At 64.9% G+C, this 16251-nt stretch carries 19 protein-coding genes; 7 read left to right on the forward strand and 12 right to left on the reverse strand.

Going from position 1 to position 16251, the window contains the following annotated elements:
- Positions 1–3 precede the first annotated feature (3 nt).
- The gene (locus EKH81_RS01110; RefSeq protein ID WP_132058170.1) at positions 4–762 is read left to right on the forward strand and encodes a 23S rRNA (uridine(2552)-2'-O)-methyltransferase; all 759 of its coding nucleotides are present in this window, start codon (positions 4–6) and stop codon (positions 760–762) included.
- 1 nt (position 763) lies between these two features.
- On the opposite strand, the gene EKH81_RS01115 is transcribed toward EKH81_RS01110, so the two are convergent.
- The 5 genes from EKH81_RS01115 to EKH81_RS01135 form a co-directional block, all read right to left on the reverse strand.
- A complete protein-coding gene (locus EKH81_RS01115) occupies positions 764–1528 on the reverse strand; it encodes a DUF7537 family lipoprotein (protein ID WP_132058169.1) in 765 nt (254 codons plus the stop codon).
- A gap of 59 nt (positions 1529–1587) precedes the next feature.
- Positions 1588–2319 carry a queuosine precursor transporter gene (locus EKH81_RS01120; RefSeq protein WP_132058168.1) on the reverse strand — a complete coding sequence of 244 codons (732 nt, stop codon included), beginning with the start codon at positions 2317–2319 and terminating at the stop codon, positions 1588–1590.
- Positions 2312–2485, reverse strand: coding sequence for a ribbon-helix-helix domain-containing protein (locus EKH81_RS01125; RefSeq protein ID WP_132058167.1), 174 nt, complete (start codon positions 2483–2485; stop codon positions 2312–2314). Before EKH81_RS01125 ends, EKH81_RS01120 begins: the two co-directional genes overlap by 8 nt.
- Before the next feature lie 62 nt (positions 2486–2547).
- A complete protein-coding gene (locus tag EKH81_RS01130; RefSeq protein WP_132058166.1) occupies positions 2548–2925 on the reverse strand; it encodes a DUF6176 family protein in 378 nt (125 codons plus the stop codon).
- A 72-nt stretch (positions 2926–2997) separates the two neighbouring features.
- A complete protein-coding gene (locus tag EKH81_RS01135) occupies positions 2998–5232 on the reverse strand; it encodes a twin-arginine translocase subunit TatC (RefSeq protein ID WP_132058165.1) in 2235 nt (744 codons plus the stop codon).
- A gap of 211 nt (positions 5233–5443) precedes the next feature.
- On the opposite strand from EKH81_RS01135, the gene tatC reads away from it, so the two are divergent.
- Entirely contained in the window at positions 5444–6283 is an 840-nt protein-coding gene (gene tatC / locus EKH81_RS01140) for a twin-arginine translocase subunit TatC (protein ID WP_132058164.1), read from the forward strand.
- A 331-nt stretch (positions 6284–6614) separates the two neighbouring features.
- Here the strand turns inward: tatC and larE are convergent, their stop codons facing one another.
- Both larE and EKH81_RS01150 read right to left on the reverse strand, forming a co-directional pair.
- Positions 6615–7511 carry an ATP-dependent sacrificial sulfur transferase LarE gene (larE, locus tag EKH81_RS01145; protein WP_132058163.1) on the reverse strand — a complete coding sequence of 299 codons (897 nt, stop codon included), beginning with the start codon at positions 7509–7511 and terminating at the stop codon, positions 6615–6617.
- 75 nt (positions 7512–7586) lie between these two features.
- A complete protein-coding gene (locus tag EKH81_RS01150; protein ID WP_132058162.1) occupies positions 7587–7835 on the reverse strand; it encodes a winged helix-turn-helix domain-containing protein in 249 nt (82 codons plus the stop codon).
- Positions 7836–8059: 224 nt separating this feature from the next.
- Between EKH81_RS01150 and EKH81_RS01155 the strand changes: the two genes are divergently transcribed.
- The 4 genes from EKH81_RS01155 (at position 8060) to EKH81_RS01170 (ending at position 11914) form a co-directional block, all read left to right on the forward strand.
- The gene (locus tag EKH81_RS01155) at positions 8060–8341 is read left to right on the forward strand and encodes a hypothetical protein (RefSeq protein WP_132058161.1); all 282 of its coding nucleotides are present in this window, start codon (positions 8060–8062) and stop codon (positions 8339–8341) included.
- Between the two features lie 57 nt (positions 8342–8398).
- Complete coding sequence (locus EKH81_RS01160) at positions 8399–10435, forward strand: helix-hairpin-helix domain-containing protein (protein WP_132058160.1); 2037 nt, start codon at positions 8399–8401, stop codon at positions 10433–10435.
- 98 nt (positions 10436–10533) lie between these two features.
- A complete protein-coding gene (locus tag EKH81_RS01165; RefSeq protein ID WP_132058159.1) occupies positions 10534–10692 on the forward strand; it encodes a DUF1059 domain-containing protein in 159 nt (52 codons plus the stop codon).
- A gap of 88 nt (positions 10693–10780) precedes the next feature.
- Positions 10781–11914 carry an ORC1-type DNA replication protein gene (locus EKH81_RS01170; RefSeq protein WP_132058158.1) on the forward strand — a complete coding sequence of 378 codons (1134 nt, stop codon included), beginning with the start codon at positions 10781–10783 and terminating at the stop codon, positions 11912–11914.
- Here the strand turns inward: EKH81_RS01170 and EKH81_RS01175 are convergent.
- From EKH81_RS01175 to EKH81_RS01195, 5 genes are all read right to left on the reverse strand, one after another.
- A complete protein-coding gene (locus EKH81_RS01175) occupies positions 11911–12177 on the reverse strand; it encodes a DUF7718 family protein (RefSeq protein ID WP_132058157.1) in 267 nt (88 codons plus the stop codon). The genes EKH81_RS01170 and EKH81_RS01175 overlap by 4 nt on opposite strands.
- A gap of 5 nt (positions 12178–12182) precedes the next feature.
- Entirely contained in the window at positions 12183–12524 is a 342-nt protein-coding gene (locus EKH81_RS19810) for a PemK-like protein (RefSeq protein ID WP_132058156.1), read from the reverse strand.
- Positions 12521–12880: a MarR family transcriptional regulator gene (locus EKH81_RS01185; protein WP_132058155.1), complete on the reverse strand. Its 360-nt coding sequence runs from the start codon at positions 12878–12880 to the stop codon at positions 12521–12523. The genes EKH81_RS19810 and EKH81_RS01185 overlap by 4 nt, the downstream gene beginning before the upstream one ends.
- Before the next feature lie 519 nt (positions 12881–13399).
- Positions 13400–14641 (reverse strand): ABC transporter permease, encoded by a 1242-nt coding sequence (locus EKH81_RS01190; RefSeq protein WP_132058154.1) that lies wholly within the window; start codon positions 14639–14641, stop codon positions 13400–13402.
- Positions 14641–15399, reverse strand: a complete 759-nt coding sequence (locus tag EKH81_RS01195) for an ABC transporter ATP-binding protein (RefSeq protein ID WP_132058153.1) — start codon at positions 15397–15399, stop codon at positions 14641–14643. Before EKH81_RS01195 ends, EKH81_RS01190 begins: the two co-directional genes overlap by 1 nt.
- Positions 15400–15513: 114 nt before the next feature.
- On the opposite strand from EKH81_RS01195, the gene rpiA reads away from it, so the two are divergent.
- The gene (gene rpiA / locus EKH81_RS01200; protein ID WP_132058152.1) at positions 15514–16200 is read left to right on the forward strand and encodes a ribose-5-phosphate isomerase RpiA; all 687 of its coding nucleotides are present in this window, start codon (positions 15514–15516) and stop codon (positions 16198–16200) included.
- The last annotated feature ends 51 nt before the right edge of the window (positions 16201–16251 follow it).

The following is a 16251-nucleotide window of genomic DNA, read 5'->3' on the forward strand; positions in this document are numbered from 1 at the left end:
TAAATGAGCCACAAGGACCACTACTACAACAAGTCGAAGCAGGAGGGCTACCGCTCTCGCGCCGCCTACAAGCTCAAACAGCTCGACCGTGAGGAACACCTCCTCCACGACGAGAAGACGGTCGTGGACCTCGGAGCCGCCCCCGGCGGCTGGCTCCAGGTCGCGGCCGAGGAGGTCGGCGAGGGCGGCACCGTCATCGGCGTGGACCTCCAGCGTATCGACCCAATCGACGGCGTGGAGACGGTTCGGGGCGACATGACCGACGAGGAGACGAAAGCGGAGGTCCGCGACCTCGCGGGCGACTCGGTGGACGTGGTCCTCTCGGACATGGCCCCGAACATGACCGGCGAGTACAGCGTGGACCACGCCCGGTCGGTCCACCTCGCTCGTCAAGCGTTCGAGACGGCGCTCGACGTACTCGATTCGGGCGGCGATTTGGTGGTGAAGGTGTTCGAAGGACAGGACCTCCAACCCCTCCGCGAGGAGATGGACGAGGAGTTCCAGTACGTCCGGACGATGAGCCCCGACGCCTCGCGCGATTCCTCCTCGGAGGTGTATCTGGTCGCGAAGGGTCGGCTGACCGCGCCGGTCCGCGAGGGCGACGAACTCGAAGTCGAAATCGTGGACATCGGCTCGGAGGGCGACGGCGTCGCCAAGGTCGAGGACTATACGCTGTTCGTCTCCGACGTCGAGGAGGGAGAAACTGTCGAGGTCAGCGTCACCGAGGTCAAGCCGCGATTCGGGTTCGCGGAAGTCGTCTGAGTTATTCGCCCGTCTGATTCTTCGCCTCGTCGAGCCACGACGGCTCTTCGACCGTCGTCTCGTTCACGTCCGAGACGTTCATCGCGAACGAGACGTTCGCCGAGGCTCCGTTCTGCTCGCTCTCTAGCGACACCTCGAAGCTGTGGATGACGCCCTGCTCGTCCACGAGCATCGTCGCGTTGTAGTCCGCGAAGCTCGCGCCCTCGGGAGCCGAGACGTTGCTCCCGTCGGCTTCGAGGACAATGAGCGTCGTGCCGTCGATTTCGCGAACGTCGGTCGGCGTGAAGTTCGCCGCGGTCTCGCCGCCGAACTGGTCGACGTACGTCGCGCCGGAGTACGACTGCGGGACGAATTGCGCGCCGTCCGAGGTGCGCTCGCTCGCGTCGTACTGAGTCTGGCCGCCCGCGCTTATTCGAGTGTACTGGGTGTTTTCGGTCAGATACATCTCGCTCTGCTGGCCCGCCGCGGAGACGTTCGCGCGCATCTGTTCGCGGTCGTCGCTGACCGCGGCGGTCATCGCGACCGATTGGTTCCCCATCGACGTGTTCTGGGTCGAATCGACGCCGAGTGTGAAGCTACTCTCGTCGAGCGCGTCGGCGTGGGCCTGCGTGAGCGCCGTGAGGTTGGTTCCGGTCTCCGAGACGCCGTCGGGGTACTCCATGTCGTCCGTGGTCGGTTCGTCGGTCCCGCCGGGGAGCGCGCCGGTGCATCCCGCGAGCACGACGAGAGCACTGACGGCCAATAGCAGGAGGGCATTGCGTTGCACGTCTCACGTCGAATCACGGAAGGGCAAAGAGGTGTCGGAGTCGGTTCGAGTCCTGCGACTCAGTTCGCCGAGGCGGGCGCGGTCGGGACGTAGCCGCGCGAGCGCAGGTAGCCCACGACCGCGTAGACGAACGGCGTGTCCGCTACCGCGATGAGGAGCTTGAGGACGTACTGACCGACGACGAGCGCGAGCAACGCGTCGAGCGCCTGCGGGCTTCCGCCCCGAAGCGCGGGCATCAGCGCGAACCCGACGCCGACGAAGATGAGAGTGTCTATGAGTTGGCTCGACGCCGTCGAACCGACGTTGCGCGCCCAGAGGTGCGCGCCGTCCGTGTACTCCCGAATCTTGTGAAACGCGAACACGTCCCAGTTCTGGCTCACGAGGTACGCGAGCAGGCTGGCGACCACGATGTCGGTGCTCGCGCCGAGGACGCTTTCGAACGTCGCGGGGTCCACCTGACTGAAGGGCGCGGCGGGCGCGGCGATGGTGGACCACACGAGCACGAGCAGGACGAAGTTCATCGCGAAGCCGACGTGGACCACCTTCCGGGCCTCGGTCGGACCGTACAGCTCGGAGTAGCAGTCCGACGCGAAGAACGTCAGCGCGTACGCGAGCGCCGCGCCGGGCATCGCGAGCGAGTTCCCGGTGAACGGGAGCGACACCGGAATCGAGAACGCGAGGAGCTTCGAGGCGGTGAGTTGGGCCACCACGAGCGCGGTGATGAACAGGCCGATGAGCGCGACCCGCCCCACCGGAAGCGAATCGACCGTCTCCGCGTAGGCGTCACTCATTCTCCAGTCTCCCGTGACGCTCGTCTATCTCGTCGAGCACGTCGAGCATCTTCCGGACCGACGCCCGAACTGCCTCGCTCCGGTTCACGAACTTCCCGTCGTCGCCGACGTGTTCGTCGAGGTCGGCGAGGAGTTCGTCGGGCACTTCCACGCTTATCTTGGTCATACCCGGGTATTATCTCCGGAGGTGGGTTAAACTATTCGACAGTCGCCGCTCGTGGCGCACGTTTACTGTCGAGCGACGAACTCCTGCGGCCGATTGGGGTTCACGCCGTGGAAGACTGGCTCGTACTCTGTGACGCTCTCGGGGCCTTCGAGCACCGCCGCCATCATCTCGTCTTCGATGTCGTGAAGCGGATGGGTCGAATTCTGTCGAAACTCGATGAGTTGGTCGATATCGTCGGCCTCGATGTACCACACGAGGTAGTCGGCGTCGTCGGTCCGTTCGATGAACAGCGACAGCGTGTGGAGGCTTTCGCCCTCCCAGATTTCGAGGACTCCGTCCTCGTCGGCGCGTGCCTCCTCGGTCATCTCGGCGAGCAACTCTCGAAGTCGCTCGGTCTTCCCCGACTGAATTCGCTGTTTTCGCACGAACGTGTCCGCCATACGCTACGCTATCCTCGCAAAACACTTGAAATTCTTGCATCTTCGACTCGGAGAAGAACCGCTACTCGGGTCCTACCGCCGTCCGCCGAGCGTCACGACCCACAGGCCGCCGAGGCCGACGAGATACGCCAGCGAGAGCGGGATGGCGATGAGGAACATCGTGTAGAGGCTATCGGGAGTCAGGAACCCGGCGGCCGCGAACACCGCGATGGTGACTTCGCGCCAGCGGTCCTTCATCGCCTCGAACGAGACGATGCCGCCGCGCTCGAACAGCCACATCGTGAGCGGTACGTCGGCCAGCAGGCCGATGCCCGCGGTAGTGAAGAACACGAGCCAGAAGAAGTTGCTGACTCGGTAGGAGATTATCATCTCGGCGCGGGTCGCGTCGGCGACCAGCCACGAGATGACGCTCGGCGCGACCAGCGAGTAGCCGAGCGCGCTCCCCGCGACCAGACCGACCGCGATGGTGCCCGCCCAGAGACCGAACACCCGGCGGTCGCCGCCCGCCAGACCGCGTTCTTTCATCGCGGGCCACGCCCAGTAGAGCACGACTGGGAGAATCGCGATGGCCGCGAGCAGGGTCGAAATCTTGACCTCGAAGATGAGCGCCTCGACCGGGTGGAGCACGACGATGTTGAGTATCTCCTCGCCCGAACCGGGTTCGGGCCGGACTTCGGCGGGGAGTCGTTCGAGGAAGTCCTGCCGGATGTCGCCGATGCCGCCGGTGTAGAGGAACGTGAACACCGCGGCGAGGACCGCCATGAAGATGCCCACCAGCCAGAACATCTTCGAGGTGAGGCTTTCGAGGATGAACCGGATGTCGTAGTACCACCCGCCGATGTCCTCCTCGGTCGTCTCGTCCTCGGTGAACGCGTCGGCCATGCCCGCGGCGGTGCTCTGCATGACGTTCTCGGACTCCTCGGTCTCGGATTCGCGCGGGAACGTCGCCTCCTCGTCCTCGTCACCGTCCTGCGCTTCCGCCTCGGTGGCTTCGTCGGCGTCCGATTCGTCGGCCTCCTCGTCGGGGTTGAATTCGTCCCACCGGTCGAGGATGGCTTGAGCCTTCTCGGCCTCGTCGTCGTCCATCGCCTGCCGGGCGTAGTCCACCGCCTCGTCTTCGCCCATCTCCTCGAACACCTCGGGCGGGGCGGCCCGAACCGCGCCCGCGTCGAGGTTCTCGATGTCGATTTCGGCGGGTGCGCCCGAGCGCCTCGGCTCCGGCCCGGTGCCCACGTCGTCGAGGGCTTTGAACACGTAGTAGAGGGTCGCCAGCACGAACGTCGCGACCGCCACACCTCCGGCGACAGCCAGCACGGACTGGGTGCGCGGCAGTCCGACGACCGACTCGATTGGCGGAAGCTGGTACGCCGCCGGAAGCTGGCCGTTCACGTAGTCGCGACCGCCGCCGGTCAGCGCCATCCGGACGCCGACGAAGACGAGCGCCGGGAACCCGAAGATGCGAATCCAGTCGTCGCGAATCACGCCGCGAACGCTGATGCGCTCGTTGCCGCGCTTGAGCGTCACGACGAGCTTAGTGAGGTAGAGACTGAAGACGTAGAGCAGGATGAGCGGCGTCGCCCACATTATCTGAGTGAACGGGTCGGGCGGCGACGCGAGCGCTCCGAAGACGAAGATGCCCATGATGGCGTAGCGCCACTTGTCGCGGAACGTCTCGTAGGGGACGATGCCGGTGTATCCCAGACTGCTCATCGCGAGCGGAAGCTCCGCGGCCAGCCCGAACGACAGCGAGAGAAAGAGGATGAACTCGGTCCACTTCACGATGGAGTAGTTGGTCTGGAACCCCGCGGTGAGCGCGTTGTCCGCGAGGAACTGGAACATCAGCGGGAAGAAAACGGCGTAGCCGTAGAGGATGCCGCCGCCGAACAGACCGAGCGCGAGCAGGCCGAGCACCGCGAGCTTCCACCGGGCGATGGGTGATTCGGGATACCACGACCGGTCGCGGAACGAGTCGCGGGCGTAGTAGAGCAGCACGGGGAACGCGAGGATGATTCCGGCGATGACGCCTATCTTCGCTTGGAGCAAAATCACGTCGAACGGCGTCACCGCGACGATGTTGATGCTGTCGGCGACTTCCTCGGACATCTGGGCCTTCGTGACCTCTTCGAGGAACGGCCAACCGACGCCGCGAAGTGCGTAGAAACAGCCTAAAAAGCCCAGCAGGAAGACGATGAACACCTTTCGAAGGTGGTCTTGGGCGGTCGAGAGCACCGCACCGATGGTTTCGCGGCCGCTGTTGACGGCGCGGGCGGTGTCCTCGTCCACGATGCTACTTCCAGTTCCGGACATTCCTTGGGCGTGGTAGCCGTGTCGTAGTTATCAATCTTCTCGTTGCGTCAGCAAACGGGCCTGTCGGCGTCGAATCTCGGCCCGACCGGCCTCTATTCTCGAAATCGAGCGAGTAATAAAATGTGCTGCGGGATTACGCGGATATTACCGAATCGTTCGGCTCGGCCGCTCACATAAGACCTATAATACACCCGGCGCTTAGACCGACTGAATGGCTGACGAACCGGAGGCGACCGCCAACAACCTCTCGCCCGCCACGAGCGACGGGACGCGCGACTCGGTGCGGGACCCCGAGCCAGCCGAGCCGCCGTCGGACCCGACCGAGCCGCTCGAAGACGAGGAGATGCCGCTGACCGAGCACATCGAGGAGATGATAAAGCGGCTCGCGGTCGTCATCGTCGTCGCGGGGGGCATCACCGCCATCGCGCTCCCGTTCGGCGAGGAGGTCATCAACTTCCTCTGGTATCACATCATCCCGCTGGAGGAGGTCGGTCCCGAGGCTCGCCCCCGGATTTACCACCCGCTGGCGCTGGTGCTGACCGAACTCAAGGTCGCCAGCCTCGCGGGCGTCATCTTCGCGCTCCCCATCATGGTCTACCAGACCTACCTGTTCATGAAACCCGGTCTCTACCCTCACGAGCGCCGGTACTACCTCGCGGCGGTGCCCACCAGTCTCGTGCTGGCGTTCGTGGGCGTGAGCTTCGCGTACTTCCTCGTCCTGCCCGCGATTTTCACCTACTTCATCTACTACACCGACGACGTGGCGATTCTCGCGTTCGGCCTCTCGAAGACGTTCAACCTCATCCTGATGTTGATGGGCTATCTCGCCGTCGTGTTCCAGATTCCGCTGCTCATCATGCTCGCCATCATGATGGGGCTGACTACCCGCCAGTGGCTCGCCGACCGCCGTCTGCTGTTCTGGGGCGCGTTCCTCGGCGTCTCGTTCCTGTTCACGCCCGACCCGACCGGGATGGCTCCCATCCTCGTCACCGCGACGATGATACTGCTGTTCGAGGGGACGCTGCTCCTCCTCAAGTGGACCGGTCGCTGACGACCGGCGCGAACCTCCCAGTCAACGAGAGCTTTCCCGCGACGTAATCGCCGTATAACTAACCGTGCGGAACTCCTACGGTGAAGTAGCGTTCGCGCCTGCCACTAGCTCGCGTGCCAGCAGCTATACATCGCAGTTCGCGTGCCAGCAAACTGCCACCCTGGGTGCGAACGCCCATGCCACTTTCTACGACCCCGAGCGAACAGCGACCGTACCGAACAACGTACAGCGACCGTACCGAACAACGTACAGCGACCGTACCGAACAATACACAGCGACGGCCAGCGACCGCGCCGAGTCGGCGCGGTCGCTGGCCGTCGCTGGCGGCTGACTACTCCGCGGTGGGGTAGTCGGCGTCGAAAACGTTCTCCACCAGTGGCTCGTCGTCCGACCCGCTCTCGTCTCGTTCGCTCCCGTCGTCTCCGTCGGGACTCACGCTCCCCGTCTCGTAGCCGTGGAGGTCGAGGGTCACGTGGTCGAATCCGGCGTCGGTCAGGTGGTCGCGGGCCGCCGCCACGAAGTCGGGATTCAGTGCGGCGTCGAGTTCGTCGCGCCCGACCTCGATGCGGGCGAGGCCGTCGTGGTCGCGCACCCGGAACTGCGAGAAGCCCCACTGCCGGAGGAGGGTTTCGGCCTGCTCGACCCGCGAGAGTTTGTCCTCGGTGACTTCGAGTCCCGTGGGAATCCGCGAGGAGAGACACGCCATCGAAGGCTTGTCAGCCACCGAGAGACCGTACCGGTCCGCTAACTCCCGAACCTCGTCCTTCGTGATGTCGTGAGCGAGCAGCGGCGAGTAGGCGTCGAGTTCCTCGACCGCCCGGAGTCCGGGTCGGTGGCCGCCGTCTGCGTCGCTGGCGTTCGTGCCGTCGCAGACGACCGGAATCCCGAGGCGTTCGGCGGTCTCGAACATCTTCCCGAGACGCATCGTCCGGCAGTGGTAACACCGGTCGTCGTCGTTGACGACGAAGTTCGGGTCGTCGAGTTCGGAGAACGAGACGATTTCGTGCCGGATGCCGATTTCCTCGGCGACCCGATTCGCGTCTTCGAGTTCGGCCGCGGGGAGCGTCTCGCTCTTGGCGGTACACGCCACCGCGTCGTCGCCGAGCGCGTCGTGGGCGAGCGCCGCGACGACGCTCGAATCCACGCCGCCAGAGAACGCGACTACCACGCCGTCGCGCTCGGCGAGGTCAGCCCGAACCGCCTCCGCTTTCGCCTCGACTGTGGACATAGTCGGCGCTTGGAGCGGACGGGGGAAAAGCGCATTGACCTGCGCTAGAAGCGAACCGGCGAGCGACGACCGACCCTACTCCTCGGGAATGTAGTCGAGCAAATCCCACTCGAACTGCGCGAGGTCTTCGGCGGCGGGGTTGTCGCGGTTGATTTGGTACATCTGGCTGTTGCCGACCGTCCGCGTCTCCTCCACGATGTCGTAGGCCACGAGGTCGTCGATATGTTCGTAGAACGTGCTTCGGTCGATGCCTGCGAGACGCGAGATGTCGGTCGGATTGAGGTCGTGGTCGCTTTCGCCAATTAACACGGTCAGAATTTTCACTTTGGCGTGAGGACCGAGGACATCCGTTAAAATAGTATCCTCTGCTGGAGCCTCTCCGAATTCATCTTTCGCTTTTTGGGTACTCATGTTATACAACTAGATTCACGCCTTCTACTTAATGATTGTGGTGAAAATACTGTTTTCTTATGCCCTATACACTGCTTCACTGTCGAATAGTTCCAACAAGTATAAATGCGACGTAGGTATCAGTCACGCACAAGAGAATGGTCAGAGATGATAAAATACGTCTTAAGATTATACGGAAGCTCGCACGTAACAGAGTCACTGGTAGCCACAAGAAGCAGGTCGAAACCGTGAAAAATTGGGTCGCTACGAGCGACCAAGGCCGTGCAGAGGACCTGATTCGAGACATGATTCGCGACCCGAAAGCGCCACTCGAAGGCTACGGTGGAAGCAGGGACAACGTCCGTTTGACCGGCATTGAAGACGCAAAAGAGTACATCGAGGATCGCGGCGGCGACCTTCCGTGGGGTCTCCGAGACTGAATCTCGACCGCACACGCTACGAACGTTTTTATCCTAAGAGTCGGTACTACGCCCCGAATGGAGTTGGAGGCGATACCCGGCGTCGGGTCGAAGACGGCGGCGGCGCTCGCGGAGTTGGACGACCCCGAGGCCGCGCTCGAATCGGGCGACGTGGCCGAACTCGCGAGCGTCACCGGCATCACCGAGGGCCGGGCGGCGTCCATCGCGCGGGCCGCGGTTCGCGAGCGCCACGACGACCCCGGCGGCTTTCTGGCGACCGACCGCGCCGACGAACTCTACCGCGACGTGTTGAGCCTGCTGAAGGACCGAACCGTCACGAGCTACGGCGAGAAGCGGGTCGAAACCCTCTATCCGAGCGGCGTGGCGTCCCGAATCGAGGAGGTCCGCGAGTTCACAGCGACCGCAATCGAGCGCGAACCGGACGAGGAGGTGCTGGCCGCGCTCGCCGACGTGACGCCGCTCGCCGACCCCCGCGACGTGACGGTTCGGGACCGGTGTCTGGCGACCACCGACGCGGAGCGATACTCCGCGGCACAGCGCGAAATCCCGGAACTCAGCGTCGAGGTGGTCGAGGACGCCCGCGACCTCGCCGACCTCGCGCGTGGCTACTCGACCGTGGTCGCGCTCGACGAGGCGTTCGCGGGCGTGAGCGTCGAGGGCGACGTGCGAGTCGAACCCGACGCGCTGGAACGACCCGCCGACGTGGTCCCCGAGCGGTCGCTCGCCTTCTTCGCGGCCAACCGCGAGAGCCTGCGGGCCGCGGCGCGGGTCCACCGCGCCGCGGGCATCGACCCGCCGCTCGACCTCGACGCGCTCGATTCGGCGCTCGAACGCGTGGACTCGGACGGAACCGTGGTGGGCGACGACGAACTCGACCGGCTGACTCGCGCCATCGACGACCTCGACGCCGCGGTTTCGACCGCCGAGAGCGTGGCGAACGACCACCTCCGGGACGCCATCGAGGAGCAGGACGTGACCGTCGAGGGGTCTGACCTCCTCTCGCTGGTCGAGCAGGGCGCGGGCGTGGACTCGCTCCTCTCGCGCGAACTCAGCGACGAGTACGCCGCCGCCATCGCCGAGGCCCGCGACCACCTCGCGGAGTCGCTCGACCTCGATTCGGGCGAGCGCGAGGTCGCGCGCCGGGCGTTTCCCGAGGAGCCGACGTTTCCGGTCGAACGCGACGAGGACGCCATCTCGCGGCTCCGCGAGGACCTCGTGGCCGCGAAGGACCGCCGGGCGGCCCGCCGGAAGCGTGAACTCGCCGCCGACCTCGCCGACCGCCGCGACGCGGCCGAGGAACTGGTCCGGACCGCGCTGGAGTTGGACGTGGAGTTGGCAGTCGCGCAGTTCGCCGCCGATTTCGACTGCACGATGCCCGAGTTCGTCGATGTCTCCGACTCGGAAACCGAGTCGGAGGCACGCCGAACGGAGTTCCGCGCGGGCTTCGAAATCGAAGGCGGACGCTCACCCCTGCTCGACGTGGCCTTCGAGGACGTTGAGCCGGTCGAGTACGGCGTCTCGGGCGTGGCGCTCCTCTCGGGGGTCAACAGCGGCGGGAAGACCTCGACGCTCGACCTCGTAGCGGTCGTCACGATTCTGGCCCACATGGGTCTGCCCGTGCCCGCCGAGAGAGTCCGACTGGAGCGATTCGGGGAACTCCACTACCACGAGAAGACGCAGGGAACCCTCGACGCGGGCGCGTTCGAGACTACGCTCCGGGAGTTCGCCGGACTCACGAACGGCGGCGAGCAGACCGACGGAAGCGGGGACAGACTCGTCCTCGTGGACGAACTCGAAAGCATCACCGAACCCGGCGCGAGCGCCAAAATCATCGCGGGCATCTTGGAGGAACTCCGCGGAGAGGACGTGACCGGGGTGTTCGTCTCGCACCTCGCGAGCGAGATTCGGGAGGTGGCCGACTACGAAGTGGCGGTGGACGGCATCGAGGCCGAGGGACTGGCGGACGGCGAACTCGTGGTGAATCGGTCGCCGGTCAAAGACCACCTCGCGCGCTCGACGCCGGAACTCATCGTGGAAAAGCTCTCGGAGGGCGACGAGTCGGGCTTCTACGACCGACTGCTCGAGAAGTTCTGAGTCGGCGGCGCGGTCGGACGCTGGCTGATGCGCTCTCGGGCCAAAGTAGTTATTTCGTCGGGCGGTGTCGGTCGGGTCACCCCGGGGAGGGGGAACGTATGGCTCACGAATTCGGATGTCAACAAAGCGGCTGCGACTTCATGGTCCGCGCGAACGACCAGAACGAAGTCGTGAACATGGTCGAACAGCACGCCCAGAACAAACACGGCATGTCGATGGACCGAAACGACATCGAGAGCGAGATTAAACAGACGTGAACTCGAAAACGCGGGTCTGACCCCGCCGAACCGCCGATATTTCTCACCTGCCGAAAGGTTAAGTAGCTGGACGAGCGTGGTGAAAGTGATGGCAGACGACCCCGAGGAGGGGATGCTCTCGTGGGACGAGTCGGTGTTCCGCGACGAACACGTCTTCGAGATAGACTACGTCCCCGAGACGTTCGCCCACCGGGAGAGCCAGATGGAGAGCCTGAAGTACGCGCTCCGACCCGCCGCGCGCGGGTCGCGTCCGCTGAACGTCATCTCCCGCGGCCCGCCCGGCACCGGCAAGACCACCGCGGTCCAGAAACTGTTCGGCGAGCTTTCGGCCCAGACCGACGTGCGGACGGTACGCGTCAACTGTCAGGTCGATTCGACGCGCTACTCGGTGTTCTCGCGGGTGTTCGAGGGCATCTTCGAGTACGAACCGCCCTCGTCGGGCATCTCGTTCAAGAAGCTGTTCCGCCAGATAACCGAGAAACTGGTCGAGGACGACGAGGTGCTGGTGGTCGCGCTCGACGACGTGAACTACCTGTTCTACGAGGGCGAGGCGTCCGACACGCTCTACTCGCTCCTGCGCGCCCACGAGGCCCACTCGGGCGCGAAAATCGGCGTCATCGTGGTCTCGTCGGACCTCAACCTCGACGTCATCGAGGAACTCGACGGTCGGGTCCAGAGCGTGTTCCGACCCGAGGAGGTGTACTTCCCGGTGTACGACACCGAGGAAATCGCCGACATCCTCGGCGAGCGCGCCGACCGCGGCTTCCACGAGGGCGTCGTCACCGCGGACGTGCTGGACGAGGTGGCCCGACTCACGGCCGAGAGCGGCGACCTCCGGGTCGGCATCGACCTGCTCAGGCGCGCGGGCCTGAACGCCGAGATGCGCGCGAGTCGAACCGTCAGCATCGACGACGTGGAGGACGCCTACGAGAAGTCGAAGTACGTCCACCTCAGCCACAGCCTCCGGGCGCTCAACGACAGCGAAATCCAACTCCTCGAAGTCATCGCCCGCCACGACGGCGAGCGCGCGGGCGACGTGTACGACGCCTTCCACGAGGAGACCGGACTCGGCTACACTCGCTACTCCGAAATCATCAACAAGCTCGACCAGCTCGACATCATCGACGCGACCTACACCAACGTCGAGGGTCGCGGTCGGTCGCGCCAGCTCTCGCTCCGATACGAACCCGACGCTGTGCTGAATCGGCTGGAAGGGAGCTAGCGGTTGCGTTCGTGGCTCTCGGCGTAGCGCCGCCAGTCGTTTTTGAGTCGGGCTACGGCTTCCCAGAGACTCACGTCGAGTGGCTCTTTCGGCTCGTCCCGGCGATAGAGCGTGTCGATATGGACGTGCCCGTGGGCGGTGTCGATGCGAGCGATTTCGACGTTGGGACCCGTGCCGGGGTCAGCGCAATGAACGATAACTCCGAACTCTCGGGAAGTGTTCAGAGTAGCTGCTTGTCGGTGACGCCGTTGGCAGCAGTACATTTTACTCAGGAAGAGATGTAGCCACTCAGTTGTCTCGCCACATCTGCGGTACGTTCGTCGATGAGGGAGGTCATATGGAGTTCTACTTCTGTAGCACTGTTGAGAGTCGCGAGCGCCCACGGGAGGACGTGACTTCGTTCCCCGAGTGGCTCGCCTTGGTAATCGTCGTCTCGGAGCGTGAGTGACTCCTCGTGATAGGTCTTCGTGGAGACCAAGACCGTAATAAGTTGCAAGCCGTGGTTCGGGAACCGAGGCGTTCCCAGAATGAGCATCGGGCGACCTTTGTCTGAGAGCGGGTCAGTTCCCCAGATGATGTCACCACGCTCTAGTTCACCGAACGCGGTCACTGCACTTCCTCCATCTCGTCAGTTTTCAACGCCTCAAGATACTCCTCGCCGTACTGCTCGTCTGCGGTCTGGTGGTGCTGGTGAAGCCGGTACGCTGATCGGAGCCGTTCCTCATCGTTAGTAATCGCCCAGTAAGGGCGCTTGTGCCGTACGAGACCGCGTTCCTTCAGTCGCGAGAGAATCGCACTGACGGCGTCCGTATCCAACTCAAGTTGCTCGGCAATCGTCGCTGCCTTCCACGCACGGTCGTCGTTCTCATCGAGGAACAACACGATTCGCTCGGTATCGTTCTGCTCCTCGAATTCGTCGTCGCTGGCGTTCTCGAACTCGTCGATATCGATGGTGCCACTCGACATAGAAGTAGTGTTGGTACCGTTGTTCCATAGCTGTTTGGGATGTTGGCAGTGTTCAGATAAGCGCGGTCAACGACCGTTGCGCTCGATGAATCAATCCCTTGGCCGGCCTGGTGGACTGAAAGGGCGAGGTCGGTCACGCTCGCGGTGCTCGCGTGACCTCGGGAGAGCTTCGCTCTCCCGGCGCTCGACGAACCCCGGCGACGTCTTCGGGAACGAAGTGACCGAAGGCCCGGAAGACGAGCGAAGCGACATCTTCCGGTGTAAGCACGACAGCGACTGAACGGAGCGACGCGCGCAGCGAGCCGCGGGAGTCGAGCGACCGAGGGATTTCGAGGACGTGGTCTCAGTTCCAACACGCCAATCTGAACAGTACCGTTGGCAGTGTTCAAAGTAGCTGATTCCATGCGAAGGCGAAGGTTTGTAGCCAGTTTTCGGCCGAGCGGTGGGTGGTGTGGCGGAAACGGTTAGCGAACTGGCCGGCTTGCGGTTTACCTCTTTGAAAAGACGTTCGACGCCGTCTCACTCGTACCGGAGCGCGTCGATGGGGTCTGTCCGCGCGGCGTTCCACGCCGGGTACAGTCCAGCGAGAACCCCGACGAGCACGCCAACGCCGACCGCGATGGCGAACCACTCCAGCGGGAAGACGAGGCTGAGACCGATGTACTCCGCGGCGGCGTACGCCCCGAGGACGCCGACCGGCGTGCCCGCGACCGCGCCGAGGACCCCGAGCATCACGGCTTCGAGCAGGAACAACTGGAGCACGTCGCGGTTCTGCGCGCCGACGGCCTTCATGATGCCGATTTCGCGGGTTCGCTCGGTCACGGAGACGAGCATGATGTTCGCGATGCCGATGGACCCCACCACGAGCGAGATGACCGCGATGCCGGTCACGAAGTTGGTGAGGGTGTCGAGCAGTTCTTCGAGTTGGTCCACCAGGTCCTGGTCGGTCCGGACCGAGAACTCGTAGTCGCCGGGCGCGAGGCTCGCGGCGTCCGACTCGTCGGCGAGGTACGCCCGAACCGACTCCTGCACCTCGGCGACCGCGCCGAAGTCGTTGGCGACCACGGTCACGGTGGGGTAGACGCGTTGGGTTTCGCCGGTCGCGGGACTCTCGATGGTGGTGTCGTAGAAGGGGTCGGTCGGCACGAACACCAGCGGTTGGGAGTCGAACCCCTCGAACGGCCCCCCGCCCGACGATGAGTTCAGCAGGCCGACCACCTCGGCGTCGGCCGACTCCCCGGAGGCGAGTCGCAGGGTGACCTCGTCGCCGACGGTGGCCTGCGACTCGAACAGTCGCGCGGCCTGCTCGTTCAACACGACCTCGCGCTCGCCCTGCTCGAACGCCCGACCCGAGACGAACGTCGCCGAGTCGAAGGAGGCGGGCGAGGTGGCGATGACTTGGCGCTGTGCCACCGTGTCACCCCCGGACGAGACTGCCGCGGTGGGGACGATTCCGCGCGGAACGACCGCCGAGACGCCCGCGACGTTTCGGAGTTCCGTGAGGTCGCGCTCGGTGAACACCGGCTGAGCGCCCGCGCCCGGCCCGGCGTTCTGCCCCTCTGGACCCGACCAGACGTAGACGTTCGGCGTGCGCTCGGCTCCGACCTGTCCGAGGATGTCGGCCTGCAGGCTCGCGCCGAGCGTGACGAAGGTGATGACCGCGCCGACGCCGATGATGATGCCGAGCGTGGTCAGCACCGACCGGAGTTTGTGGCTTCGAATGGCGCGCCAACTGAGTCGGACGCTTTCGAGGAACTCCATCAGAAGGCTTCGATTTCGACCCGGCGGGGGGACTCTATCTCCTCGATGCGCTCTATCGTCCCGTCGAGGACGTGAATCACGCGCTCTGCGTGTTCGGCGATGTGGCGCTCGTGGGTCACCATCAGGATGGTGTTGCCCTCGTCGTGGAGTCGCTGGAACAGCCCCATGATTTGCCTGCCGGTCTCGCTGTCGAGGTTACCGGTCGGCTCGTCTGCGAGAATGATGGCGGGGTCGGTTACGAGCGCGCGAGCGATGGCGACCCGCTGGCGCTGGCCGCCCGAGAGCTCGTTCGGCCTGTGGCCGGTCCGGTCGCCGAGTCCGACTTCGTCGAGGACGCTCTCGGCGTGACTTTTGCGTTTGCTCCGCGAGACGCCCTGAAAGACGAGCGGGAGCGCGACGTTCTCTGCGGCGGTGAGCTTCGGCATGAGGTTGAACGTCTGGAACACGAAGCCGATTTCGTCGCCCCGGACCCGCGTGCGGTCGCGCTCGGAGAGCGCCGACACCTCCTTGCCGTTGACGAACACCTGCCCCTCCGAGGCGGTGTCGAGACACCCGATGAGATTCAGGAGCGTGCTCTTGCCCGACCCGCTCGGTCCCATGACCGCGGTGTACGACCCTCGATGAATCGAGAGCGAGACACCGTCGAGCGCGTGGACCGGCTCGCCGAGGTAGTACGTCTTTCGCACGTCGCGGAGCGACACCGCGTCCTCGCTGTCGGTCGTCGTCTCCGGCCCGGCGTCCGAGTGGCTGGCAGCCATTGTCACCCGAGGTACGCGGGGGACGTTCAAAACGGTGGCGTCCGTTGCGGGCGGAAACGTGTCGTTGGGTCGGGTTCGGCCACACTTTTCACCTCGGAGCGCCCAGTCGCGACCATGAAGACGACCGGCGGAAGCGACCGAGCCAAGCGCGCGGCGGGCGAGAGCGCGGCCGACGCCGTCGAAGACGGTGCGGTGGTCGGCCTCGGCACCGGCTCGACCGCGGCCCACGCGATTCGCGCCATCGGGCGGGCGGCCGATAGCGGTCTCGACGTGCGCGGCGTCCCGACCTCGTTCCAGTCCCGAGAGCTAGCGAAGGAGGCCGGGGTCCCGCTCGTCGCGCTCGACGAGGTGAACGGTGTGGACCTCGCCATCGACGGCGCGGACCAGTTCTCCGGCCCGCACCTCGTGAAGGGCGGCGGCGCGGCTCACGCCCGCGAGAAGGTGGTCGATGCCGCGGCCGACAGGCTCCTCGTGGTCGCCGACCCGAGCAAGGCCGCCGGACGGCTCGACCACCCGATTCCGGTCGAGGTGCTCCCCGACGCTCGGACGACCGCGGCCGACGACGTGCGCGCGCTCGGGGGCGACCCCGCGCTCCGCGAAGCCGAGCGCAAGGACGGCCCGGTCGTGACCGACAACGGGAACCTCGTCCTCGACTGCGCGTTCGGCGAAATCGACCGACCGGCCGAGCTCGCGGCCGACCTCTCTGCGATTCCGGGCGCGGTCGAACACGGCCTGTTCGTTGGGATGGCCGACGAGATTCACGTCGGCACCGACGACGGCGTCGAAGTCAGACGGTTCTGAGGACGGGGTTCTGGAGCGTTCGGCGCGAACGAGATTCCGACGGCTTCGCGC

The organism is Halorussus amylolyticus (assembly GCF_004143485.2).
GTDB lineage: Archaea > Halobacteriota > Halobacteria > Halobacteriales > Haladaptataceae > Halorussus > Halorussus amylolyticus.